This window comes from Adlercreutzia equolifaciens (assembly GCF_029076695.1).
Taxonomy (GTDB): Bacteria; Actinomycetota; Coriobacteriia; order Coriobacteriales; family Eggerthellaceae; genus Adlercreutzia; species Adlercreutzia equolifaciens_A.
This window is the reverse complement of the sequence record NZ_JARFIK010000001.1, coordinates 804,396-829,144: the sequence shown is the minus strand read 5'-3', so window position 1 is coordinate 829,144 and position 24,749 is coordinate 804,396. Positions and strand designations below refer to the sequence as shown.

General features: G+C 63.1%; 21 protein-coding genes. 2 read left to right on the top strand and 19 right to left on the bottom strand.

Annotated features, from left to right (window positions below; genetic code table 11):
- Positions 1-25 precede the first annotated feature (25 nt).
- From PZH32_RS03255 to PZH32_RS03245, 3 genes are all read right to left on the bottom strand, one after another.
- Positions 26-901: a sensor histidine kinase gene (locus PZH32_RS03255; protein WP_275206201.1), complete on the bottom strand. Its 876-nt coding sequence runs from the start codon at positions 899-901 to the stop codon at positions 26-28.
- A 79-nt stretch (positions 902-980) separates the two neighbouring features.
- Positions 981-2,072, bottom strand: a complete 1,092-nt coding sequence (locus tag PZH32_RS03250; protein WP_275206200.1) for a hypothetical protein — start codon at positions 2,070-2,072, stop codon at positions 981-983.
- Positions 2,065-2,970 carry an ATP-binding cassette domain-containing protein gene (locus tag PZH32_RS03245; RefSeq protein WP_275206199.1) on the bottom strand — a complete coding sequence of 302 codons (906 nt, stop codon included), beginning with the start codon at positions 2,968-2,970 and terminating at the stop codon, positions 2,065-2,067. Before PZH32_RS03245 ends, PZH32_RS03250 begins: the two co-directional genes overlap by 8 nt.
- A gap of 121 nt (positions 2,971-3,091) precedes the next feature.
- Between PZH32_RS03245 and PZH32_RS03240 the strand changes: the two genes are divergently transcribed.
- Both PZH32_RS03240 and PZH32_RS03235 read left to right on the top strand, forming a co-directional pair.
- The gene (locus tag PZH32_RS03240) at positions 3,092-3,868 is read left to right on the top strand and encodes a response regulator transcription factor (protein ID WP_343074488.1); all 777 of its coding nucleotides are present in this window, start codon (positions 3,092-3,094) and stop codon (positions 3,866-3,868) included.
- A 238-nt stretch (positions 3,869-4,106) separates the two neighbouring features.
- Positions 4,107-6,146: a tetratricopeptide repeat protein gene (locus PZH32_RS03235; RefSeq protein ID WP_275206198.1), complete on the top strand. Its 2,040-nt coding sequence runs from the start codon at positions 4,107-4,109 to the stop codon at positions 6,144-6,146.
- A gap of 250 nt (positions 6,147-6,396) precedes the next feature.
- Here PZH32_RS03235 and PZH32_RS03230 read toward each other — a convergent pair whose 3' ends face one another.
- The 16 genes from PZH32_RS03230 to PZH32_RS03155 all read right to left on the bottom strand — a co-directional run bounded on the left by PZH32_RS03230 (position 6,397) and on the right by PZH32_RS03155 (position 24,662).
- Positions 6,397-8,490, bottom strand: coding sequence for a glutamine synthetase III (locus PZH32_RS03230; protein ID WP_275206197.1), 2,094 nt, complete (start codon positions 8,488-8,490; stop codon positions 6,397-6,399).
- A gap of 219 nt (positions 8,491-8,709) precedes the next feature.
- Positions 8,710-10,068: an MFS transporter gene (locus PZH32_RS03225; RefSeq protein ID WP_275206196.1), complete on the bottom strand. Its 1,359-nt coding sequence runs from the start codon at positions 10,066-10,068 to the stop codon at positions 8,710-8,712.
- A gap of 8 nt (positions 10,069-10,076) precedes the next feature.
- A complete protein-coding gene (rhaD, locus tag PZH32_RS03220; RefSeq protein WP_275206195.1) occupies positions 10,077-10,982 on the bottom strand; it encodes a rhamnulose-1-phosphate aldolase in 906 nt (301 codons plus the stop codon).
- 206 nt (positions 10,983-11,188) lie between these two features.
- On the bottom strand, positions 11,189-12,442 hold the full coding sequence (locus tag PZH32_RS03215) for an L-rhamnose isomerase (RefSeq protein ID WP_275206194.1): 1,254 nt from the start codon (positions 12,440-12,442) through the stop codon (positions 11,189-11,191).
- 14 nt (positions 12,443-12,456) lie between these two features.
- Positions 12,457-13,995: a rhamnulokinase gene (locus tag PZH32_RS03210; protein WP_275206193.1), complete on the bottom strand. Its 1,539-nt coding sequence runs from the start codon at positions 13,993-13,995 to the stop codon at positions 12,457-12,459.
- A 349-nt stretch (positions 13,996-14,344) separates the two neighbouring features.
- A complete protein-coding gene (locus PZH32_RS03205) occupies positions 14,345-15,169 on the bottom strand; it encodes a 4Fe-4S binding protein (protein ID WP_275206192.1) in 825 nt (274 codons plus the stop codon).
- Positions 15,162-15,833, bottom strand: coding sequence for a 4Fe-4S dicluster domain-containing protein (locus tag PZH32_RS03200; protein WP_275206191.1), 672 nt, complete (start codon positions 15,831-15,833; stop codon positions 15,162-15,164). The genes PZH32_RS03205 and PZH32_RS03200 overlap by 8 nt, the downstream gene beginning before the upstream one ends.
- The gene (locus PZH32_RS03195) at positions 15,830-16,528 is read right to left on the bottom strand and encodes a TorD/DmsD family molecular chaperone (RefSeq protein ID WP_275206190.1); all 699 of its coding nucleotides are present in this window, start codon (positions 16,526-16,528) and stop codon (positions 15,830-15,832) included. The genes PZH32_RS03200 and PZH32_RS03195 overlap by 4 nt, the downstream gene beginning before the upstream one ends.
- A gap of 162 nt (positions 16,529-16,690) precedes the next feature.
- Positions 16,691-17,563 carry a dimethyl sulfoxide reductase anchor subunit family protein gene (locus tag PZH32_RS03190; RefSeq protein ID WP_275206189.1) on the bottom strand — a complete coding sequence of 291 codons (873 nt, stop codon included), beginning with the start codon at positions 17,561-17,563 and terminating at the stop codon, positions 16,691-16,693.
- Between the two features lies 1 nt (position 17,564).
- The gene (locus PZH32_RS03185; protein ID WP_275206188.1) at positions 17,565-18,137 is read right to left on the bottom strand and encodes a 4Fe-4S dicluster domain-containing protein; all 573 of its coding nucleotides are present in this window, start codon (positions 18,135-18,137) and stop codon (positions 17,565-17,567) included.
- Positions 18,138-18,140: 3 nt separating this feature from the next.
- Positions 18,141-21,053 (bottom strand): molybdopterin-containing oxidoreductase family protein, encoded by a 2,913-nt coding sequence (locus tag PZH32_RS03180; protein WP_275206187.1) that lies wholly within the window; start codon positions 21,051-21,053, stop codon positions 18,141-18,143.
- Between the two features lie 203 nt (positions 21,054-21,256).
- Complete coding sequence (locus PZH32_RS03175; RefSeq protein ID WP_275206186.1) at positions 21,257-21,715, bottom strand: MarR family winged helix-turn-helix transcriptional regulator; 459 nt, start codon at positions 21,713-21,715, stop codon at positions 21,257-21,259.
- A gap of 312 nt (positions 21,716-22,027) precedes the next feature.
- Entirely contained in the window at positions 22,028-22,420 is a 393-nt protein-coding gene (gene rpsI, locus PZH32_RS03170; RefSeq protein WP_275206185.1) for a 30S ribosomal protein S9, read from the bottom strand.
- Positions 22,421-22,422: 2 nt separating this feature from the next.
- Complete coding sequence (gene rplM / locus PZH32_RS03165) at positions 22,423-22,857, bottom strand: 50S ribosomal protein L13 (protein WP_295996104.1); 435 nt, start codon at positions 22,855-22,857, stop codon at positions 22,423-22,425.
- A 345-nt stretch (positions 22,858-23,202) separates the two neighbouring features.
- Positions 23,203-24,171: a hypothetical protein gene (locus tag PZH32_RS03160; RefSeq protein ID WP_275206184.1), complete on the bottom strand. Its 969-nt coding sequence runs from the start codon at positions 24,169-24,171 to the stop codon at positions 23,203-23,205.
- Positions 24,171-24,662: an RNA polymerase sigma factor gene (locus tag PZH32_RS03155; protein ID WP_275206183.1), complete on the bottom strand. Its 492-nt coding sequence runs from the start codon at positions 24,660-24,662 to the stop codon at positions 24,171-24,173. The genes PZH32_RS03160 and PZH32_RS03155 overlap by 1 nt, the downstream gene beginning before the upstream one ends.
- Positions 24,663-24,749: the final 87 nt, after the last annotated feature.

Below are 24,749 nucleotides of genomic sequence, written 5' to 3'. Positions count from 1 at the left end.
CAAGGCAGTGAGACGGCCAACTGTCTCATGCAGGAAACGTCAGGGCGATGGCGAAGCGACCGTTTTGCACCTCGGCGGCGCAGGTGGCCCCCATGGCCTCGGCCAGGGAGGCTACAACGGCAAGGCCGAGGCCAGCGCCGGCGCTGGTGCGCGTGGGATCGGCGCGATAGAAGCGATCGAAAAGCCGCCCCACGTCGATCTCGGCCTCGTCGGCCACCGCGTTAGCGAACGTAATCGTGCGGCCACGCTGGATGATAGCGGGCGCCTCCGTCCCGTGGCGCAGCGCATTGCCGACAAGATTCTCGCAGATGCGCGCCAGGGCATCGGGATCGGCCTCCACGGTGAACGCTTCGTTCTCAAAGCGCACCTGGGGCTCCCAACCACGCGCCTCGAAGGCGGGATACTGCCCCATCAGCACGTCGACCAATACTGGCAGCACGGCTACAGGGCGCACATCCAGCTCCCGCTCGGCATCCACCGCCTGCACATAGGCAAACAGCGAGTTCAGCAAACCTTCCATGTCCCCTAGACGCGCCTCAGCTGCTTGCAGGTAGTGAGCACGACGGGCGGCATCGGGCTCATCGGCGGCCAGAGACACATAGCCTTTCGCCCCCATAAGCGGCGTGCGAATGTCATGGGACAGGCTTGCCAAATCGCTTTGGAACTGGCGCTGCTCGGCAGCTGCTTGCCGCTGCCGAGCAGCAGCGGCATCGAGAGCACCGTTCACCGCCCGGGCCATGGCCGTAAAGCCCGGCCCGGGCATCTCCGTCGCCAGCCGCTCATTAGAGGTGGCATTGTGATGGCGCAGCCACCGCGCCATGCGGCACAGCTCGCGTCCATAGAGCCAGAGCACGACGAATGCGCACACCGCCAGGCCACCTAGGCAGATTGCCAACGCCATGAAGCCTTCCTTTCTCGAGCGGCAAGGGTCAGGCCCCGCCCTCCTACAAGCAATTGAATCGCACCTGGCGGATCGGCTTCTACACGTCCCGCTTGCGAAGCCATGCGAAAGAGATCGCGGCACTTGCGGCGATCCAGAACACCGACGCCACCACTACGCGCACCGCAGGAAGGATACTCGATCCAGGGCCGACCAGCGCGCCCTCCATAAGATCGGGCATGCCCAGACCCAGTGCGCCCTGGCAGCTGGCTAAGAGCCACGGCTCAACCGCACCGAGCCAAGGAGCGATACCTCCCGCCAGAATGAGAAGCACCTGGCCGAGCATGGCTCCCAGCATGCCTGTACCCACCACAATGGCAAACGCGACGCCCGCGCCGCCGCTGCGCGTCATCCACACCACAACGGCCGTCAAGCAGCCATAGGCCCAGGCAATCAGCCACCCCAAGCCCAGATAGCCCGCCACCTCGCCCACGCTGTTGGACGCCGCATAGGTGAAGCCGGCCACCGCGAAGAACGCCGTGCAGGCAGCGGCTGCCAGCAGCACGAAGTACAGCGCCGCCATGCCGGTCAACAGCAGCTTCTCGCCGTAATAGCACAGCCGGCCGCGCCGATCCATCACCAGATTGCGGGCAAAGCCCGTCGCAAAGTCACTGGCGAACAGCAGCGCCACCAGCAAGCAGGTGAGCAGCGACGCGAAACCACCGGAAAGCATGGCATCGCCCAGCATGTCCGTCGGAGAGGCGAACGTGCGCATATCGCGAGAGGCGTCTTCGAAATCCGCCACAGTCAAATCCGCCGCCGACTTGCCCGTCGCTTCCAAGGTTTGGGCAACCGCGACGCCGGCGTCATCGTCGTCAAAACCCGTTTCCGCCTCACTAGCGTTCACCGAGGCAGCCCCTTCCTCGCTCTCTTCCCCGGCAGCACCGACGACGTTCTCTACGGGATACGCCGCCGAGCCTTCGCCCCCAGAAGAATCGCCCAGGCCCTCGTCCTCAACATAGTCGATAGCCATCTCGAAACTCTGGGAAGAGGCGTACAGAAACTCAGGGCTCGACACCATGGCAACGGCGAAGACCGTCAATGCCGAGACACCCAGCACGCAGGCCGTCATGACCCAGAGCATCTTGCCGTGCACCAGACGGTACAAGTCGCTTTTCAGGAGGTTAAACATGGCGGCCTCCTTCCATCAGCGCCACGAAGTAGTCCTCGATATCACGCGTTTCCTGGGAAAACTCCAGAACCACGGCGCCGTTGTCGCGCAAGGTGCGCGCGATGTTTTCCGCATCGTAAACGCCGCCGACCACGAGCGAGCCATCGGGGTACGCCGTAAAGCGCGCCGCAGGAAAGGCCTCCTCCAGCAGGGCCAGATCGCGGGCGGCATCGGCCGTGCGCACCCGCAAGCTGGTGGCGCACTCGGCTGCCACCTCTTCGGCCGTCATCTGACGCACCATATGCCCGTTCGCAATGACACCGTAGCGCGTGGCGAAACGATCGAGCTGGTCAAGCACGTGGGAGCTGACCACCACCGTTACGCCCAGGGTCTCGTTCAGCCGCACGATCAGGTTGCGCAGGGCGCGAGTACCTTCCGGATCAAGCCCGTTGAACGGCTCGTCGAGCAGCAGGACGTCCGGATTGCCCAGCAGCGCCAACGCAAGCCCCAGCCGCTGCTTCATGCCCAGGGAAAACCCCTTCGCCTTTTTGCGCCCTGTGCCGTCCAGCCCCACCAAACGCAGCACTTCTGCGCAACGTTCCTTGGCATCGACCAGGCCAAATGCCAGAGCCTTCGCCATCACGTTCTCGTAAGCCGTAAGCCCTGGCAGGAGTCCCGGCTGCTCGATAAGCACGCCAATGCGGCGCGCGCCGCCTTCGGAGGCGCCGCCGAACAGCACCACCTCACCAGCCGTGGGCGTCACTTCTCCGCAGATCATCTTCATGACCGTGGTCTTGCCCGCGCCGTTCTTCCCCACAAAGCCGTAGATGTCGCCCGGCGACACCGTCATAGCGAAATCGCTTACCACCCGTCGCCCGCCGTAGGTCTTCGCCAGGCCGCGGGCCTCAATGACCGCCATCTCGTCTCCTTTCCCTTGCCTAGGTATACCTCATTTCCTACGGTCCTCAGTGTGCGCGGGGAAAATAAAGAAACTCGTACGCAAGCCTTAAGAAAGTTTGAAGATAGCTGACAGGGGCAGCGTGGCTCGTTATGCTTTCTCCATGGCCGAGCCCCTGAACATACTGATCATCGAGGACGATCCTTCCATCAATGAGATCGTTGCCGCTCATCTGGAGCGTACCGGCCATCGCTGTATTCAGGCCTACTCGGGAAGCGAAGGGCTCCTGCAGTTCGACGCCGAAGCCCCCGATCTGGTTATCACCGACTTGATGCTACCCGGCGCCTGCGGCGAAGACGTGGTGCGGAAGGTGCGCGAGCAAGCCCCTCATCTGCCCCTCATCGTCATCTCGGCACGCATCACGCCGGCCGACAAAGTAGCGCTGCTGAAGCTGGGCGCCGACGACTACCTGACGAAACCCTTCGACCTGGAAGAACTGTCCGCCCGCATCGAGGTACAGCTCCGCCACCGCCACGCTACGCGAGACGACCGACCGTCTGACTTGTCTCATTTCGATCCGGACCGAGACAGCCAACCGTCTGACTTGCCTCATTCCCCGGGCGCGCCGCTCTTGCGGTACCGGGAATGGACACTCGACTCCGAGTCCTACGAGTTCACTGCTGCGGGCACGGCGCTGGCGCTCACCCGTACTGAATTCGGCATCCTCGCGTTGCTGATGGGTCGTCCCACTAAGGTGTTCACCAAACAAGAGCTGTTCGAACTGGTATGGGGCGAACCTTATGCCGTGGACGACTCCACTATCAACGTGCACGTCTCGAACCTGCGCCGCAAGCTGAAACCCACCGGCACCGACGACTACCTGCAAACCGTCTGGGGCCTGGGCTACAAGCTGGCGTAGCACCGCTTCTTCCTTTGGCAACAAGACGGCCGACCGTCTCACCCTCAACAAGCGTTCTTAATGACCTTTTACCTCATGTTTGTTATTGACTATCGAACGTTGCTGTCAATGAGAAGGGCAAAACCCCTGGTAAGCTGTGAGGGTCTGGCATCTTCCCCGTTTTTTACCTGGTCTTTCACCGAGGGCTGTGGGAGAATGAATCGACTTACCCAAAGCTCCCCCATGGGAGGTAGATACCGTGTTTGATTTTTTCCGCAAGAAGAACCAGAGCAGCAACGACCGCGAAGAAGCAGCCTCGGGCTCGGCGCCGGCCCCCGGCGAAGGCACCAAAACCACTCGCGACGTCCTGCAGGAGTTCACCAGCGCCCCGTTGCCCGACGCCGTCGACGGTCTGCTGTTCCGTATGTCCATGGCCGATCCGGCCGACCCGGCCTCCTCGTCGGGCTTCGAGCAGTACGCCGCCCGCTTGCTATCCGACGCCGACGCGTCGCGGCTGCGGGCGATTGCCGTGGAGCATCCCATCGAGCTGCGCCGCCTGAACACCACGGGGCTCTTCTGGTCGGTCTTCGACGACTCCACCATCAGCGCCGCCGATCGCGGCACCGTCCTGCGCATCGAGTCCATTCTGGACCGCCTGGCCATGGTGTCCAAGGCGCTCGAGGACGGCGAGGGCGTGGCCTACGTGAGCCAGTTTTCCGAAGGCCAGTGCAGCGAGCTCGATTGGGCCGCCCTGCGCTCCATTGCCGCCGACGCGCCGGAGTACCTGAGCGCCGCCGAGCGCGACAACAAGCTGGACACTCAGTACGGCACCACGGGCACCCGTGGCGGCAACTGGGATTTGTCCACGCGTTTCGCCACGGCCTGCGAAGCCATGGTGCTCCCCTTCCGCCTGGAGTACCGCTTCGTCTGCGACAGTTCCTCGGGCACCATCGTCGCCGACGTGTCCGTCCCCACGGCCGACGTGTTCCCGAAGTCACGCTTCGACGCCGCCACGGGCCAGTGGGTCGATTGCTCCGCTCAGCGCGGCGCCGCGGCCGCGTCCTACGCCCTGCGCCTGGCCGCGCTTATTGCCAGCGCCGCTTTTGGCAGCAGCGTGGGCGTCACCCGCGTTATCGTCAACGGCAAAGAGGGCAGCATTGCCGGCCTCACCTGCCTGTCCCTGGAATTCTCGCGCATCCCCTTCACCATGGGCACCATGGCGAAGATGCGCAGCGGCGAGTTCAGCGCCCCGGAAACCGAGTACGACCCACAGGCGCTGCTGGCCATGCTGTTCCTGCAGAACAGCGTCTTGGAGTTCGGAGAAGACGGCACGCTGCAGCCCGTCGAGGCGCTCCCCGTGGAACTCCACGTCAACCGCACGCCCGTGGCCGAGGATTCTCGTCCCCTACCGGAGGACCTGCGCAACCTTCTCCATGCCGATATCGTGTCCGACCTGGACGTCATGAGCGAGCAGGATCCGCAGCTGGCCGCTCGCTACCGCGCCATCATGGACGAGAAGGACGATTCTCTGCTGTTGGCCGTAGCGCAGCTTGAGGACATCGTAGCCGAGACGGACAAGCCCCTCGATCCGCCCGAGGATGCCGAAGGCGACCCGCTCAAGCTGTTGTACTGCGAAAACGTGTTCGCCCGCTATCTGGTCAGCGTGGTGGAGCCCGACCCTGCCGTGCGCTATCGCCGCGCCTCGGACATCGGTCAGGCCGCCCGCTCGTCGCTCTCGCGCATCTACCGCGACATGGGGGATCTGGACGCCGCCGAGGCCCAGGCCCGCGTGTGCATCGGGCTCGCCCCCACAAGCGCCCCGGCCTACAACGATCTTATTACCTGCTACGCCGAGGGCGACCATTACGACCGCATCATCGACATCGCCAAAGAGGCCCTGCGCGTGGCGGTCACCGGCAACGACATTGCCTACGTGTACTACCGTCTGGCCTTCGCCTACTGGCAGACGGGCCGTCTGCTGGAGGCCCTTGCCTGCTATCTGCGCGTTCCCGAGTCGAGCCCCATGGGCGATGCGGGCTTGCGCGAGCGTAACGACCTCATTGCGGAAATGGGCAACAACGTGCCCGGCAGCGACTGGGATTCCACGGCCACCCTGCGCACCGCCGGGGTGCCCCTCGCTCCCCTCGATGATGTCATGGAGGTGGTCGGCCGCGCCCTCATCGGCCTCTGCGACGCCGACATGCCCCTGGCCGCGGCACCCCTGGCCAGTCTGGTGGCCTCCACCCAGCGCAACGACATCCTCCACGCCGTGGCCGCCAGCCTCCGCCAAGGCGTATAAGGTTCGCAATCTCAATTCACGCACCAAAAGAGAAGAGCCCGAAGGCTCTTCTCTTTTTTATCCTCTTATCTAATTAATAAGAACTCAGGGATGCGCCCAAGGAAGTCAGCGAGGTTTCGACAGGTGCCTGCAATTGCCCCGCCTTGGGGCCAAGCGGCCTTCGCGCCGCGCCGCGCCCCAAACAAGGGGCAAGGGCAGGTGCCTGTCGGAACCGCAGCGTCAGGCGTAGTTAGAAGGGGAACCCTTCTAACTACGCGTAAAAGAGGATCTCGTTATACGTGGGCACGGGCCATGCCTCGCGCTCGACGATGATCTCCATGGCGTCCACGGCGGTGCGCAAGGCGTCCATGACCGGCACAATCTCGTGAGCGTTCATATTGGCGCGCTCCTGCTGGTCCTCGATCTCCAGGGAAGCGCGATGCAGGCCGTGCAGCTTCTCCAGCTGCACGTTGATCTCAGCCGCGCCCGCCACCAGCTTGCGCAGCTTGTCCTCCATAAACGAGGTGTCTCCGTCAGGCAGCACGCCGCGAATGGCGGTAATGCCATTCGCCAGCTTCGCCGCATAACGATTGATGGCCGGCAGGTAATCGCGACGCACCAGGCGCTTCATGGCGCGGATCTCGATGTTCATGATCTTGTTGTACTTCTCGAGCTTCACCTCGTAGCGGCTGCGCACCTCGGTTTCCGTGAGCACGCCGAATTCGCCGAACAGGTCGATGGACTTCTGGTCCACGAAGCACGGCAGGGCGTCGGCGGTGGTGCGGTGGTTGGCCAGGCCGCGACGGGCCGCCTCAGCCTCCCACTCCTCGGAGTAGCCGTCGCCATTGAAGATGATGCGCTGATGGTCGCGCAGGGTGTGCTTGATGTAATCGATGGCCGCTGCTTCGAACTCGTCGCCCGTCTTGCCGTCCATCTGGTCGGCGAACTCCTTGAGCGACTTGGCCATGGCCGTGTTGAGCACCATGTTCACATCGGACAGATTCTGGGCCGAGCCCGGCATACGGAACTCGAACTTGTTGCCCGTGAAGGCGAAGGGGCTCGTGCGGTTGCGGTCGGTGTTGTCCTTGATGAAGTTGGGCAGCACGTCGACGCCCAGGTCCATGGACACGCGCTCGGCCGAGCGATAGTCATGGTTGTCAATGAGCGCTTCCACAATGTTGCCCAGCTCATCGCCGAGGAACATGGATACGATGGCCGGCGGCGCCTCGTGGGCGCCCAGGCGGTGATCGTTGCCCGCCGAGGCCGTGGTCATGCGCAACAGCTCCTGATACTCGTCCACAGCCTGGATAACGCAGGTGAGGAACACCAGGAAGCGCAAGTTCTCCATGGGGTTCTCGCCGGGATCGAGCAGGTTCTTCCCTCCGGCGGAAATGGACCAGTTGTTGTGCTTGCCCGAGCCGTTGATGGACTCAAAGGGCTTCTCATGCTGCAGGCACACCAGGCCGTAATGGCTGGCCAGCAGCTTCATCTTCTCCATGGTGAGCAGGTTCTCGTCCACGCCGCGGTTAGTCTCGGCGAAGATGGGCGCCAGCTCGTGCTGGGCCGGCGCTACCTCGTTGTGCTTCGTGCGCGCCGAGATGCCCAGGGCCCACAGCTCGTCGTCAAGCTCCTTCATGAACTCGTTCACGCTGGGACGGATGGCGCCGAAGTAGTGCTCTTCCAGCTCCTGGCCCTTCACCGGCGGATAGCCGAACAGGGTGCGACCGGTGAGCATGATGTCGAGGCGCTTCTCGTAGTCCTTCTCGGAAATGAGGAAGTACTCCTGCTCGGCGCCAAGGGTGGTGGTCACGCGTTCGGTGGCGTCGTCACCGAACAGCGCCAACACGCGACGCCCCTGGGTCTCGATAGCCTTCATAGAACGCAGCAGCGGCGTTTTCTTGTCCAAAGCCTCGCCGGTGTAGGAGCAGAACGCCGTGGGAATGCACAGCACCTCGTCCTTGATGAAGGCGTAGCTGGTGGGGTCCCAGGCGGTGTAGCCGCGGGCCTCGAAAGTGGCGCGCAGGCCGCCCGAGGGGAAGCTGGAGGCATCGGGCTCGCCCTGGATGAGCTCTTTGCCCGAGAACGTCATGATGGTCAGGCCGTCGTCGGTGGGATCGATGAAGCTGTCGTGCTTCTCGGAGGTGATGCCTGTCAGCGGCTGGAACCAATGCGTGTAGTGGGTGGCGCCCTTCTCGATGGCCCACTCCTTCATGGCGTGTGCCACCACGTTGGCCACGTCCTCGTTGAGGGGCTCGCCTTGCTTGATGGTTTTCATCAGCTGCTTGTACGTGGTTTTCGGCAGGCGCTCGCGCATAACGTGCTCGTTGAACACCATGGATCCGTAGATATCGGTGACTTTAGACATCTGTGTCCGCTCCTCGCTCATGGGATGATGGGGCTAAAGATACCACGCCCCTTCTCCATCAGGCGCGGCGCGGGCCCGTTAATCAAATTAATGGCGCATTGTTTCGAGGAGTTTGCGATGGCGAAGAACCCGCACAAAGAAAACGGCCGGCTCCCAGGGAAGCCGGCCGTCGTACTTGCCGTGATAAGCGGAGCGCTCGTTGATGCGCCCGCCGATGCACTAGTCGATGTGCTTGCCGTAGCGCTCCTCGGTAATCTCATCCAAGGTGCGGCCCTGGGTGTTGGGGCACCACACGACGCCCACCACCAAGGACACCAGCAGAAAGCCGCACATGATAATGCCAGCCGTCACGAAACCGGCGGGCGTCTCCACGCCCAGACCCGCCACAGCCACCAGCGACCAGATGCCCAACACACCGCGCACCAGGAAGAACATGATGCCCTGGACGCCACCACGGTAGAGCGTCGGGAACAGCTCGGTGGACCACAGCGCATAGAAGCACTGGGCCGAGAAGCCGGCGGAAATACCCCACAGAGCCACGAACACCCAAAGGAGCCAGCCCCAGGCATCGGCGGTGCCGGCCTGCAGCTGCATGCCGAAGAACACCATGACCACCCAGGCTGCCAGGGCCATCAACGCCGTAGCGGCGAATAGGATACGATGCGGAATCTTGTCGCCGAACTTCGAGAAGATGGCCAGCGAGCCTACCGCCGTGAGCACCCACATGACCGCCTGCAGCAGCGAAATGGTGGTATCGTCCAAGTGGCCGGCCGCCGCGTACATGTAGGGCATGAACTGGCCCATGGTGCCGGCAACGATGTTCCAGGTCAGATACACGGCCACCAGAAACACGATGGACTTGATGTTCACGGAGTTCGTCAGGGCGCGGCCCATCATGGCAATGAAGGTGTCCTTCTTGCCGCCGGCCTGCTGCTTCTCCGTCCAGTCCTTCGATTCCTCAAGCTTGCGCTGCAAATTCCACGCCACCAGCGCCACTACGAACAGGATGAGGAACAAAAGGCGCATGCCGAACAGGCCATCGAAGGGACCGTAGGTGCCCGCTGGCAACAGCGCGCCGTCGGGACCGAAAGTCGGGAAGATGAATGAGAACAGCAGTGCGATCAAGAAGATGACCGCCGGGCCACAGGACCAGGCGAACTGGCTGATGCCGATGTTGGACGCACGGCTGGTGGACGAGGACATCTCGGAAATGTAGCTCCACGACGACGGCACGCCGGCGCCCACGGACAGACCCGAGATGACAATGCCCAGGCACAGCACGATAAGGTTCGGCGCCACCATAATAAGGAAGACGCCCAGGGCGTACACCAGCAAGTTATAGGTGTAAATGAACTTGCGCCCGAAGCGATCGGCCAAGAAGCCGCCGATGAGCGCGCCCACAGCAGCGCCGAAGGCATTGGCGCCCACGGCACCCAGGATGGATACCCATACGTTGTCGAAGTTGAAGGCGATGGCCCAGGCAGCCAGCGCCACGGACGAGGCCACAATGCAGCCCGAGTCCAGGAAGTTGGTCAGAGAAACGGCAATGGTGCCTTTCTTCTCTTGGGACAGTGCCATAACGTCTCCTAATCCAGGTAGCTTTCGTTGATGGAAATGTTGAAGTCCTTCGCAATCTGGCGCAGGCCCTCATCGGTGATGGTGTTCATGAACGCATCGGAGCCGCCGTTCATCATGCGGGCCTTGCCGTAGATGTCGGCCGCCTTCTCGATGGTGTGCAGCAGTCCGAAGGTGGAGTCGAAGGTAGCCCCCGACACGAACAGTCCGTGCTGGGCCCACACCACCGCGTCGTGATCCTTCATCAATTCGCTGGTGGCCTTCGCAATGTCGGCGCCACCGGGCACCATCCACGGCACCACGCCCACACCCTGGGGAAACACCACCACGCACTCCGTCATGGCCTTCCACAGCACGCGGGTGAACGTGCGCGAATCGAGGGGCAGCACGAAGGTCATGGCGATCACGTTCGTGGGATGCGCGTGATAGATGACGCGGCACTCCCCGTCCGTGGCCGCCATGCGCACGGCGTGGTTCATCACGTGGGTCGGGAACTCCGACGTGGGTCGGCCGCCGTCGATAAGGCCCCACACAATGCGGTAGGCGTCCCCGGCCTCGTTCAGCTGGACAATGCCGATGTTCTTCTTCGGGTTGCCGGCCACGTTGCGCATGTAGTTGCCGGTGCCCGTGGTGAGGAAGTACGCGCCGCCCAAGCTGGGCACCTCGACGCCCATGGGCGTCCACTCGCGCGGCTCCTTGTCGAAGAACTTGCGGGCGGTTTCCACGTCCTCGTCGGTCAGACGGTACGTGAGGTTGCCGCCGTTGCGCTCGTGCCAGCCCTGGTCCCAGCCGTCGTTGCACAGCCGCACGAACCCGCGCACGAACCCCAGCTGCTCCATGGCCACGCCGGACACCGCGCCGCGGGCCGTATCGAAGCCCTGCGTAAGCGCTTCCTGGGCCTGATCTAAGAATGTCATGTGAACTCCTTGAAAGTCCTCGGGGGGCGAAGCCGCTGGGAATTCCGATTCGCTCAAACAGTCCTCGCTTTGTGAAACAGCCCACTGGGCTGTTTCAGTCGCGTGTCGGCGCCTGAGCGAAGCGAGGAAGTACCCTTGGGGTAAACTGCGCTCGGTCGGAACACCCAGCGTCTTCGCCGGACTCAAACATAGTCGAGAGAAATGAACTAGCTGCGCTCGGGGAGGATTTTTGCCTCGTAGGTGGACACTTCGACGAAGAGGCCTCCGTCGACGGGCACGTTCTGGCGGCGGCAGTACTCGTCCCATACGGCACCGAAGGGCATGGACTTCGCCTGCTCGCCGAGGATCATCTTCTCGGTGAACTGGTAGGTGTCCTGCAGCTCCTTCAGGCGAGCGGACGGCTGCAGCAGCGCGTAGAGCAGGCTCTTCTCCATGGCGCGCGTGCCCGTGGCCCAGGCGCCCACGCGGTTGATGGAGGCGTCGAAGAAGTCCAGCCCGATGATGACCTTGTCCCAGGCGCCGGGGATGGCGGCAATCTCCGTGGCCACTTCCTTGATGGGATCGTCGAACAGCACGACGTGGTCGGAATCCCAGCGCACGGGGCGGGTGACGTGCAGCGGCACCTTGTCGAAGAACACCAGCAGGCTCGACAGCTTGTCGGCCACGTTCTCGGTCGGATGGAAGTGACCCAGGTCAAGCAGATCATACACGCCCGGATGGGTGGCGGCGTAGGCCAGGTAGAACTCGTTGGAGCCCACGGTCATGGACTCCAGACCGATGCCGAACACCTTCGACTCGCAGCAGTCGATGACGCGGTCGTACTTCTCGGCGTAAATCTGATCGAGGGAGTCGCGCAGGCGCTCGCGCAGGCCGTAGCGGTCGGCGGGCACGTCCTTCAGGCCGTCGGGAATCCAGATGTTGCACAGCGTCTCGTCATCGAGCGCCTCGGCAATTTGCTGGGAAATCTTGCGGCAGGCCTTGCAGTGGCGAATCCAGAAGTCGCGCGTCTCTTTGTCCGGCGAGGACAGCGACAGCTCGTTGTTCATGGCCGGATGGCCGAAGATGGTGGGATTGAAGTCGATGCCGTAGCCGCGCTCCTTGGCCCAGCGCACCCAGGGCTCGAAGTGCTTGTACTCCAGCGCGTCGCGGTCGACCCAGGGGTTCTCGTCGGTGAACACCGCGTAGGACGCGTGCAGGTTGATGCGCTTGGCGCCGGGCACCAGGGCCATGGCGGCGTCGAAGTCGGCGGTCAGCTCTTCGAAGTTGCGAGCACGACCGGGATAGTTGCCCGTGGCCTGGATGCCGCCGGACAGACCGCCCTCCTGGTCGAAACCGAGGACGTCATCGCCCTGCCAGCAGTGCACGGAGATGGGCTTCTTCGCCAGCTTCTCCATGACCGCTTCGGTGTCGATGCCGATGGCAGCGTACTCTTCCTTGGCAAGATCGTACATAGTGGTCATTCGTGGTCCTTTCCTTAAGGCTCAATTTTTCGGACGTCGAAAGATTCGGCTATGGCAGCGCGCACGGCGCGAAGATTGGGGAACACTCCGTCGGCGAGCATCTGCACGGCCAGGTTGCCAAGGGCCGTGCCCTCTACCGGACCGGCATACACCGGCAGACCGCACAGCTGGGCCGTGCGTCGATTGAGATGATCGTCGCGGCAGCCGCCGCCCACGATGTTGATGGATTTGTAAGGATGGCCGGCCAGGGTGCTCAGCCCTTCGACGGCATCGCGGTAGCACAGGGCGAGGCTCTCATAGACGCAGATCATGAGCTCGCCCAAGGTCTTCGGCACCGGCTGCCCCGTCTCTTCGCACACCGCGCAGATTTCCTCGATCATGGAGTCGGGCGAGAGGAAGCGATCGTCGTTCACGTTCACGATGGAGGCTTTGAGCCCCTTCTCCTCGGCCTCGTCGGCCGCCTTGATGAGGTCCTCGAAGCCCACCTCGCGGCCGAGCCCCTCGATACCGGTGTATTGGTGCAGGCGCCCCTTGCGGATAGCCTTCTCGTCCACCACGTACTTGATGCCGTTCAGCTCGCGACGGATGGACTGGATCATCCACAGGCCCATGATGTTTTTCAGGAAGCGATAGCGGAAGTGGTAGCCGCCCTCGTTGGTAAAGTTCTCGGCGTAGGCCGCGGCCGTAGTGAGGGGGCTGCGGTTCTCCACGCCCAAAAGGCTCCAGGTGCCGGAGCTCAAGAACACGGCGGGCAAATCGCAGGCCGGCACGGCCAGATAGGCGCTGCCCGTGTCGTGGGTGGCCGGCAGCACCACAGAAGTTTCGTAGCCGATGGCCTGGGCAATGTCCGGCTTCACGGGTCCTAGGCAGGCGCCGGCCATGGTGACGTTGCGGAACAGACGGCGCGGAATGCCGAAGGCCGCCAGCACTGTTTCATCCCAAGCCCCGGTCTCGGCATTGAGCATGCCGGTGGTGGAGGCGTTGGTGTACTCGATGGCCTTCTCGCCCGTGAGCAGGAACCCCAGGTAATCGGGGATCATGAGAAAGGTTTCCGCCGCTTCCAGCTGCTCGGGGTTTTGACGCTGCAGGGCCAGGAACTGATAAAGCGTGTTGAAGGGCTGCCGTTGAATGCCGGTGCGCTGGTACAGCTCCTCCGGCGCCATGATGGCGTCGGCCACCTCGAACATGCCCTGGGTGCGCTCATCGCGGTAGGCCACGGGGTTGCCCACCAAGTTGTCCTCGGCATCCAGCAGAACGAAATCGACGCCCCAGGTGTCGATGCCCACGGACTTCGGCGCGAAGCCCTGCTCTTTGCAACGGGCCAGGCCATGCACAAGTTCGCCGAAGAGCAGATCAATGTCCCAGCAATCGTGGCCGTGCAAGCGCACCTGACGATTGTCGAAGCGATGCACCTCTTCCAGGCAGATACGCCCATCCTGGACGAACCCCACCACTACGCGTCCCGAAGAAGCCCCGATGTCCACCGCGGCGTAGCAATCGCGTCGCACACCAGACACAGGTTCAGGGGCCGTCTCGCATGCGGACTGCGCCATAAGCATCTTCCTTATCTTTGAGCGTCTTTCTTAGGTTTTACCTGGGAAAGACTATGATCAATGGAAATATGCGGCTCACTATAACAGGGACCGTCCCGTTTCAACCCCACAGAACAAAACAGGTGACTGTCTGTAACAAATCAACAACGATGACGAAGAACCTTGTCGAAGCGACGTCCCTCCCGCCCCTTGCTGCACAAAAAAGAGACGCCCGTCCTTAGACAGGCGTCTCTTATAAGCTTAAGCGTTGCGACACCGCAAGACGAGACCGTGAGCCTCTTGCATTGCGCTGCGGGCGGAGCCTCTTTTGCAGCTGAGACCGGGGTCGCTTTGACCTGACGCCCCTCTCCTACTCCTTGGGAACCGTCAGGGAAATGGCCCGCGTCGGACAGTGCTCCCGACAGTCGAGGCACAACGTGCAATCCTCCAGATCATGGGGCTCGGCGGTGGCAGCGCTGATATCCTCGGGGCACACCGTGGCACAGACGTTGCAGCCCTCGTTATGAAGGCACACGTCCTTGCGCACGCGCGGGTCGGGCAGGAAGGTCAGGCGCGAGCGCGCCTTCGCCATAAGCCCGAAGAAGAATCCGAGCGGGCAGATGGCCGAGCACCAGCGGCGCAGCACGAACACTTCCAGCACCAGCATGGCGGGAAACACCAGAAGCTCCCAGCCCGGCTGCCAGGTAACCAGCAGACGGCTGGCAGCGAATAGCGTGCCGAACACCAGACCGATGGGGCAGATGAGGCAGAACACCGGGAAGTGCACGATGAAGGACACCACCAGAAGCACTACCAGCACCACGCCTTGAGAGGCCAGGTTGTTGCGCGTGCGCGCCGTGTTGGGGTTGGCAGGGTCGGTGGCGCACCCGGCGCAGGTGCCCGTCTGGCCCGTCAGCCCGCGAGGCGTGCGGCCGCCGAACAGGTTGCGCAAAAGGCTCGTCGGACACACCCAGGAGCAGAACACGCGGCCCAGCAGGAACACCACCGCCAGGAGCACCAGCACGCCGGGCAGCAGCTCCCAGGGCACGGCCCCTCCGGCCACGGTCAGCTCGGCAAACCCCACGGGACACAGAGCGCACAGCGTGCCCACGGGCACGTGGGCCAAGGTGCAGCCGAAGACTACCGCCAGAACGGCCAGGGCCACCCCTATGCGCAGGTAGCGCATCTTATTCATGGCCGGCCTCCTTTCGATAGGCGGCCTCGTACTCGGCCGAGGTGAGCGCGCCGGGCAGCGCCGCCGCCTCGCTCTCGCGGCTTACCACGTAAATGCCCTTGGCCACGGTGGAGGGGTCGTAGGCGCGCAGTGACGGCGCCGGACATTCCAGCTCGCACAGGCCGCAGCCGTTGCACAGGTCTTCGTCCACATGAGGACGGCCGCGCTCGTCCAAAGTCACGGCGTTCTCGACAGGACAGACGTCGGCGCACACGGTGCATCCGCCCCAATCCCAGGCCACGCAGGCGTCGCTGATCAGCTTCGCCACGCCGATGTTCTCGGCCGTGGGAGCCTCGTAGCTCAGCGCGCCGGTGGGACATACGTCCACGCACAGCATGCAGAAGTCGCAGTAGCCCTCCTTGAAGATCAGTTCGGGCGTGCCCACCGTGGGAAAATCCCAGGAAAGCGGGCGCGGCTGCACTAAGTTGTAGGGACACACCTGCACGCAGCGCTGGCAGCGGTCGCAGTGAGCCAGCAGGTGCGCTTCGCTGACAGCACCGGGCGGCCGCAGGTACACCGATTGGGCGTTCTGCTGCGCCAGGGCACCGCCCCCTCCTAAGGCCGCCACCGCCGCAGCGGCTCCGCCCGCCAGGCAGAACTGGCGCCGGGTCACCTCGCCGCTCATAGCATCTCTTCCAGAAGGGCGGCGTCTCCTTCCACAAAGCGCGCAGTGAACTGGGCCAGCGCCACATAGAAGCCGTCTTCGCCATCGGGCCGCGCGGCCAGGGCCAGCTCGCCGCAGAAGCGATCGAGCCAGTTCAGCAAATGCGTCTGGGCGAAGACCAGGGACTGGCGCACCGTTTCGGTGGCCGCCTCGTCGCCGGCCTCGTCCTCGGCACGGAGAAACAGGCTGGCGCGCGCGGCCAACGTGGCCATGAAGGCCAGCTCGACGGCCAGGTGATCTTCAGGCTCGGTGAAGGCGGGGTCCTTGGCCAGCGCCTGCTCGCGATAGGCGCGCGCCACGCTGGTGTAGGCCTCCTGCATCATGATGCCCCGGTCGGAGGTGTACACCGACTCGTAGGGGAAGGCGTGGCGGGCCGTCAGCGGCCCCATGCCGAAGAACACGCGATCGAAGGTAACGGCCAGCTGCTCGAGGGCCTGCTCGTCGGCGTCGGCCAAGGCGCGGCGCATGGCGGTCAAGGCCGCGCTCAGGACGACATCATCGCTTTCGAAGGCGAAGTCCTCGACAAATTCGCGGGCGAAGGCAGCGTCCACTTCGGTGCGGTAGCTTCGAGACAGCACCTGGTAGACATGGGCGCGGCTTTCCATCACGTCAATGAGGGCCGTGCGGGTTTCGCGATCCATAACGTTGTCGCTCACAGGGACCTCCTTTGCAATTGAGCGGGACAGAGCCCGCAGCGGGTACGGAAACGGGGGCGCCCCGGGGCCAATGGCCTGCGGGGCGCCGAGAAGGCCGCCGTTCCAAAGGGAAGGGGGAGAAAGGGCAGCCTTGAAGAGCGCCACGGAGAAAGGCGCGATCTTCTAGTAAATGAGCGACTCCACCGACGTGGCCACGGCGTACATGATGACGCGCAAGACCACGCTGCCAATGACCAGGCAGACGAAGGCGGCCCACAGGTAGCCCGCCGTCTGCTTGACGGCTACAGCGCTACCGCCCGTGCTGGCTTTCGGGCTGCGCTTGGCAGCCAAGCCCACCAGCACCGCGGGCACCACAATGCCCAGCAGCGCGACGCCCACCCAGAACTCCACGGCCAAGCTGCCGCTGAACAGGCGAGCCAGCGAGCGGCTCTCATGGGCGAAGGGCGCCAGCGCCAGGGCGCCCACGTAGGCAACCATGGTAACGATGGAGCACACCACGCCGATGATGGCCACGCGCAGGGCCAGCGGTGCGTCCTCGGCATCGCCCTTGGCGTACACCAGAGCGGCACCCAGCACCATGCCCATGCCCAGGCCGGTACCCAGATACATGAGCGGCAGCGTGAAGCTGTCCCAGGCGGGACGGGCCGGCATCATGAACGAGATGCCCGCCGTCAGCGGCAACACCAGGCCGGCAATAAGGGCCAGGATGCCCACCACCTTGGACGCGCCGGGGTAGTCCTTGCGCGAGAGCACGGCGTAGACCAGCGCCACCAGGGCGGCAAAGGCCACCGCGAACAACTCGTGGGAGAACGCCGAGTTCAGGTTGCCAAGAATATGGAAGGCGCGGTCGATGTGCCCAAGGTGGAACGTCGAGGCAACGCCGCCGGCAGCCAGAAGGACCAGAGCGCTGACGGCCAGCACGAAGCGCACCTTCTTGAACGCGCCCTTCAGCTCGCCAATGCCGATGAACACCAGCAGGCCGGAGCCCATTCCCAATAGAACGCTGAAGATCAGCAGGGGCCACTGTACGTCCATGTTAGTTACTTCCCTTCCACTCGCACTTGTCCAAGCCGAAGGTCACCGAGGGCGCGTTGCCCACGTCGGTCAGCTTATGGGTCTGCTTGGACGCGATCATCTTGCTCACATCGCTCTCGGGGTCGTCCAAGTCACCGAACAGGCGCGCCTGGCCGGGGCAGTGGCGCACACAGGCCGGCTTCTTGCCGTCGTCGACCAGGTGGGCGCACAGGGTGCACTTCTCGATAACGCCCTTGTCGCGGTCGTTGTCGTAGGCACGCACGCCGTAGGGGCAGGCCATAACGCAGTACTGGCAGCCGATGCACTTGGAATGGTCCACCAGCACAATGCCGTCCTCGCGCTTGTAGCTGGCACCCGTGGGGCACACCGTCACGCACTGGGGGTTGTCGCAGTGCTGACAGGCTACGGGCAGGTAGTACATCTCCAGGTCGGGGTAGGTGCCCGAGGGGCCGATGGTCAGCACCTTGCTGTAGAAGGTGCCCAGGCCCACGTTGTTCTCTTGCTTGCAGACAACGGCGCAGGAATGGCATCCGATGCAGCTGTCCAGGTCAATCGCCATAGTGTAGCGGGTCATGGCTTAGGCCTCCTTCCACGTCTCGACGGTGGTCACGCCGTTCTCCTGACCGTCCTGGGCCAGCTGCTCGCGGGTAAGCGGCAGGAACACGCGCAGATCTTCACTGGTCATGCAAATATTGTCCGGGGCGCCCTCTTCGGCCTTGTACACCTTGCACAGGCCGCCGAAGTTGTCGGTGCCCACGGCCGGATCGTAGGGGCCGTTGTTCTCGAACAGGATGTTGCAGTTGGCGTCCAGGGCGCCGTGCAGATCGTCGGTAGCGGCGCGCTCGGGGAACCACCAGTCGTGCTCCACGTGGATGGTGTTCGGGTTGATGGCCTCGGTAAGGTTGGCGCGCTGGCGGATGCGATCCACGTAAGTTTCGATCCAGCACCAGTCATCCTGCTCGATGCCCAGTTCAGCGGCCGTGGCGGGGTTGATGTCCATGGTGGGGAACATGTGCACCTCGCGCATCCACGGCGAGTTGCGGTACTCGGTGTGGAAGAAGGCGTGGCTGCGGCCGCCCGTAATGAGCGTGTAGGGGTACTCGGCCAGCAAGTCCTCGCGAGAGCGGGCCGTCACCGGCGGCTCGATGTACATGGGCAGCGGGCCGTTGCCGTACAGCAGCAAGTCCTCGCTCCACAGCTCCATCTTGCCGTTGTCCGACTGCGGATGGGGCGGGATGACCGTGCCGTCGGGCGTGGTGGTGCCGGGGAAGCGGTACACCGTGCCCATCTTGTTGCCGCGGTACATGGTGTTGAAGCCGGGGCGAAAGTCGCTCGTCTTGCGCATGAAGCCGGTCTCGTACTTCGGCGCGCCGCCCTTCACGTCGGTCATCTGCACGCCGGTGACGGAAATGCGCTCGCGGAACTCCTCGAAGCTGGCGCAGGACAGCTGTGGCGGCAGGGTCTCGGGACCCTTCACCATGTAGTCGAAGAACTCGTACTTGTCCTTCCAGTACATATCGACGCCCATGTACTCGGCGAACTCGAAGCAGATGTCCATATCGTCCTTCGCCTCACCGAGCGGCTCGTGGAAGGGCTGGCGGATGAGGTAGGTATGGCTGGTGGGATAGCCGTGGCCGGAGTGGGCCCACTCCACACGGTCCACCTCGTTGGGATGAGCCGCCGGCAGGATGATGTCGGCCAACTCGCCCGAGGGGGTCATGAAGATGTCGACGTTCACGAAGAAGTCCAGGTTCTTGAAGCCCTCGATGATCTCCTTGCCTCCCTCGATGGATAGGATGGGCTCGGAGGTTTGCTGCCAGTAGCCATGGATCTGGAACGGATCGCCCTGGGCCATGGCCTTGGTGGTCACAGCGCCGAAGCCGCCCTGCTGGCCGTAGATGACCTGGCCGCCGGAGTTCTGGGTAACCTCGCGCAGCTCGCCGGTGACGTCGTCGGCCTGAAGAATCTGCTGGTAGCCGGTGTTCTGGCACACAGACAGTTGCTTGATGTTCATGGCCGTCTGCTTGCGGCGCTCGCCCATGCGGCCCTCGCGGTTCGGCACTACGTCGAACATGAAGGAGTCGTAACCGGTGGCAGGCTCGCGGCCGATGTTCTGGCCGCCCACGGTGTCGAAGTTGCCGGCCAGGGCCATCATGATGGTGAACGCCTGGGAAATGCCCGAGGTGTTGATGGAGAACTCCACCTTCTGGCCGCGGGTGAAGCACGCATGGGGGCTCGCGGCAATATAGGTGTCGATGGCCTCGCGGATCTTGTCCTCCGGCAGCTCGCAGAACTCGGCGGCGCGCTCCACGGTCCAGGGGGTCACATGCTCAAGCAGGATGTCCCAGGAGGTGCGGTAGGTCTTGCCCTCGATTTCGCGGCCCTTGCCGTCGGGGGTGGTCAGGGCCGGCTTGGCGTCGGCCACAATGTTGCCTTTCTCGTCCAGCCATTGGAAAGCCTTGGGGCCGCCCACGCCGGCGGTGTTCTGCCAGTCGCCCGACCAGTAAATCAGCTGGTCGTGCGCCTCGTCCCATGCCGGGTACAGCTCCTCGTTGCCGCCTTCGCGCATAAGGGACTGACGCAGCTGGTAGCCCGTCCCCTCCTCGTCGATGAAGAACGGCGCGTTGGTGTACTGACGGGCGAAGTCGGTGGCGCACTTCTCGGAGTGCATGATCTCGTTGATGAAGGCCAGCACCAATGCCATGTCGGAACCGGGGCGGATGGGCAGCCACAGGTCGGCCTTCGAGGCCGTGCAGGTGAAGCGCGGGTCCACGCAGATGACCTTCGCGCCGCGCTCCTGAGCGCGCTTGACGGTCAGCCAGTCGTAGTAGCCGCGGCTGCGCTCCTGGCGGCACCAGATGACAATGCAGTCGGTGTTGTTGCCGTCCCAGCCGGTGTACTGGGTCTCGTCGCCGTAGAGGCGCTGGCTGGTGAAGTAGCTACCCACCCAGCACAGGTTGCCCACGCCGAAGGTGGCAGTGGAGCCCAGCTCGAGCCACAGCTTGTTGATAGCCTGGAACTGCAGCATATCTCGGCCGGTGCCGTACTGGTGGGCGATGGTGTGCCAGCCGTACTTCTCGCCAATCTCGGTGAAGCGGTCGGCGGCCTCCTGATAGGCTTCTTCCCAGGTGATGCGCTTCCACTGCCCCGAGCCCTTCTCGCCCACGCGCTTCTGCGGGTAGCGCACGCGGGTGGGGTTGTACAGCTCCTGGGGGATGGCGAAGGCGCGGCCGCACAGCGTTCCCTCGCTGAACAGGTCGGGGTTGCCCTCGATCTTCGTCAGGCGCCCGTTTTCCACGGTGCCGAACAGGGCGCAGCGCCCGTAGCACTGGCGGCAGGCGCTGGGAATCACCTTGACGTCGTCGCTTGCCTTTGCCCCGTCGGCTGCCTCGTCAGCCACGGCTGCTTCGGCCGCACCGAGCACCAGAGCCGAAGCCGAGGCCACGGCCGAGGCTTTGACAAAGTCGCGGCGTGTCAACTTCAGTGACATAGTCTCCTCCTCTTATTCAATTGCCCTCTCCTCTTCATATTTGCATAGTGGGTAAATAATTAGCTATGCAAATATTGATGAGGCAATAGTAGCATCGGAAAATATTTATGCAAGGAGTTGACAGCGTGAAAAAGCCCCGAATACGGGGCTTAATCTTGGATTATTGGAAAAACTTATCGAAGAAATTGCGTGTGAAAGACGGGCTACGAAGCCTCGCTCTCGCCCGTGGAGCGCTCGGCGTTGGCCTCAAGCTGGTCGAGCACTTTGAGGAAGACGGCAAGATCCTCATCGGAAATATTGGCGGCCATTTCCGCGTTGCGGCGAGTGACGCTTGGCTCGAGATCGGTCAGGAGCTTCAGGGCCGCAGGAGTGATTTCCACAATGTTGGCGCGACGGTCGCGCGGGTTTTGCGTGCGCTGCACCAGACCGCGCTGCATCAGGCGATCAAGCGAACGGGTAACTGTGGCCTGCTCTTTCTGCAGGCGTTCGGCCAGTTGGCGCTGGGTCATGGCCCCGTGCTCGGCCAGCTGACTCAAGGCGTTCCATTGCCCCGGCGTGAGCCCCGCTTCGGCCACACAGGCTTCCAGGCTGCGATACAGCGCCCGCTGCGTGGAGTAGACGCGGTAGCCGATGTATTCTCGCTGTCGCCGCGCTGTTCCCATGGGACGCTCCTTTCGCAAAGGGGACCAAGCCTTGCTGTTCGCCCTTGAGAATAACGTTTCTTGGCGCGTTGCGGGAGAGAAGTTGGCAAACGTCGGCAGAACTCCGTTTTTGGCAAGGCTCTCGCTCATCGTTGCCGATTCGCTCCAAGCAGCCGCGCTCTTGCTCGCACTATGGCCATAAGGCGCCTTGCCAGCTCCCAAAACACAGGAGCGCCGCTCTTTTCGCCCCATGCAAACAAAGAGGCCCGCCCCTTGCGGGACGAGCCTCTTGTGCAATGCGATGCAAATACGGCGCTTGCGCGCTCTTCCAAACTAGCGCTTGGAGAACTGCGGGCGCTTGCGGGCCTTCTTCAGACCGTACTTCTTGCGCTCCACCATACGGGCGTCGCGGGTGAGGTAGCCGGCCTTCTTCAGCTCGGCGCGGTAGTCGCCAGCCTCCAACAGCGCGCGGGCAATGCCCATGCGCAGAGCGCCAGCCTGACCGGACACGCCACCGCCGTCGATGCGGGCCTTCACGTCGAAGTGATCAACGGTGTCAGTCACCTTGAAGGGCGTCATCGCGTAGTTGAACAGAGCCTCGCGACCGAAGTACTCCTGGCCGTCGCGACCGTTGATGGTCACCTTGCCAGTGCCGGGAACGAGACGGACGCGCGCCACCGCGTTCTTGCGGCGGCCGGTGCCGTAGTACAAAGCCTCATCTGCCATGATTAACCCTCCAGTTCGATCTTACGGGGCTGCTGCGCAGCATGGGGATGCTCCGCACCAACGTACACCTTCAGCTTCTTGCCCATCGCACGGCCCAGCGTGTTCTTCGGCAGCATGCCCTTGACGGCATGCTCGATGACGCGCTCGGGATGCTTGGTCATAGCCTCGGTGAAGGTCTCCTGCTTGAGACCACCCGGGAAACCGCTGTGACGATAGTAAATCTTGGTGGCAGCCTTGGTACCGGTGACCTTGATCTTGTCAGCATTGATGATGATGACAAAGTCGCCCGTGTCCACATGGGGGGTGTACTGCGGCTTGTGCTTGCCCTTCAGAATCTGAGCAGCCTTGGTGGCCACACGACCGAGGACCTGGTCCTCAGCGTCGATGATGACCCACTCGCGCTCAACCTCACCGGGCTTTGCATGATACGTCTTCACTGTTTTCCTCCAATAGATTGCAGGTTCTGTCGGGCGGGTGAAGCCTCCTCCCCCGCGTTGGCGTGGCAGCCGCGATAGCCGGGGCGGAACCGTCCGCCAGAGGTGTTTGTTTTCAAAAGTGCAAGCTTCTTGGATGCCGGTTTCCTACGCCGACGCGCGGTGCCGCGGGCCTGGACTCCCTTGGCGATTGCGCTTCCTTAAAGGCATGCGTTTACGGGGCTTTTGAAAGCGAACTTTTGCATTCTCACCCGTTCGTCCGCGAATGTCAACGGGCACGGTCGGCAAACGGCACATTTTGCAGAAAGATTCCGCGAACGACGGGAGCAAGGAGGGTGCAAGAGCGCATCAAGCCGCGCTACGCTCCGTCACAATTTGAGCGGCCTTTTCCGGGTCGGCGTCAGCGGAGTCCAAGGGGAGCTCGAACAGGGCGCCCCCATGGCCATCACGATAGGAGAACGAGCCGTCCGGGTTTTCTTGCAAAACGCTTGCCGGCTCGTCAACGCCCTCGTACACCGCCAGGTACACGGACCGATCCGCAAACACGCTCAGATCGTTCACAGCCGCTACCAGATAATAAGCGCCATCGATCAGCACGCTCGTGCAGCTCGCGCCGTCCGCCGCATAGTCGCTCAGGACAGACCCTTCGAAGCCCTGCACCAGCGCGTGGCACGTCACAAGCTCCAGATCAGTGTCTTCAGCCGACAGAGTTTCGCGGTTCGAAAGCACCTTTGCGCCATCGGGCCAGTAATATTCATCGGCCCTAATCGTCTCCCCAGCCGTATATCGTTTGTCGCGCATGGCAGCAAGCATCTCGTTCGTCAGAGGCGTGCCATCAGCGCGGCGCAGCCCCACTACGGCATAGGTGGCACTCCGATCATAGTCGTCGATCCAGTCGGATAGATTTTCGCCGGTCACCAGGCCCTCTAGCGTGACATCGTAATCTCCCACGCGTTGCGTCTCGCCCACCGGCACCGCATCGCTCCCCGCAAATGCCGTTTCCAGGGAGGCATCTTGCAACTCGCGAGCCACCTCTTCAGGCGCTAGAAAGCCGCCGATTGCAAACGCTGAGACAGCAAAGGCGAAGGTAGCCGCCACCGCCGCAGCCATCCCCACGAAACGCCTCGTCATCCTTCGTCGAGGAGCCGCCTTGGATGCCTTGCAAGCGGCGCCCACAAGCCCTGCGTATCGAGCCGACGCCGAGGCTGCTTCCTGGGGAGCACCCTCGACCGCCAGGGCGGCCGCCAATGCCCGTGCTTCAAAGTCTTCAGAAATCGGCAGAGCGTCCATGGCCCGTCGATAGCTATTCCAGTCCATTACCGATCCTCCTTAAGTATCCGCGCTAGCCGCTGCCGGCCCCGCGCCAAACGAGTGCCCACCGTTGCCGCCGGTATGCCGAGCAAAGCGCCTATCTCACGCGCGGTATAGCCTTCGTAGTAATGCAAATGAAGGACCGAGGCGTATGCTTCGGGAAGCGAGCGCAATGCTGCAAGCACCTCGTTACGTTCCGCCTCATAAGCAGGATCATCGGCACCATTGATCAGCTCCGCCGCCTCGTCAAAAGGCACGTTGCGACGAGCCGCACGACGGCGTAAATCGGTAGCGCGATTGATCACTGCACGCACGAGCCACGCCTTGGCGTGCTCCTCGTCGCGAAAAACAAGGCGATTGGCAACCACCTTGCAAAACACATCTTGCACCGCGTCTTCGGCGTCGGCCGTTGAGTCAAGCCGCGTAGCAGCCAGTCTCACGAGCATGCGCCCATGCTCGTTCAGCAGACGCTCAAGAGAGATGTCTCGATCTGACACACGGCTCCTTCCCTGCTGCAGGCACCTTGCACGTTTCGTGGCCCTTCACCTACAACACGATCGAGATGCCGAGATTTTTTCACCCCT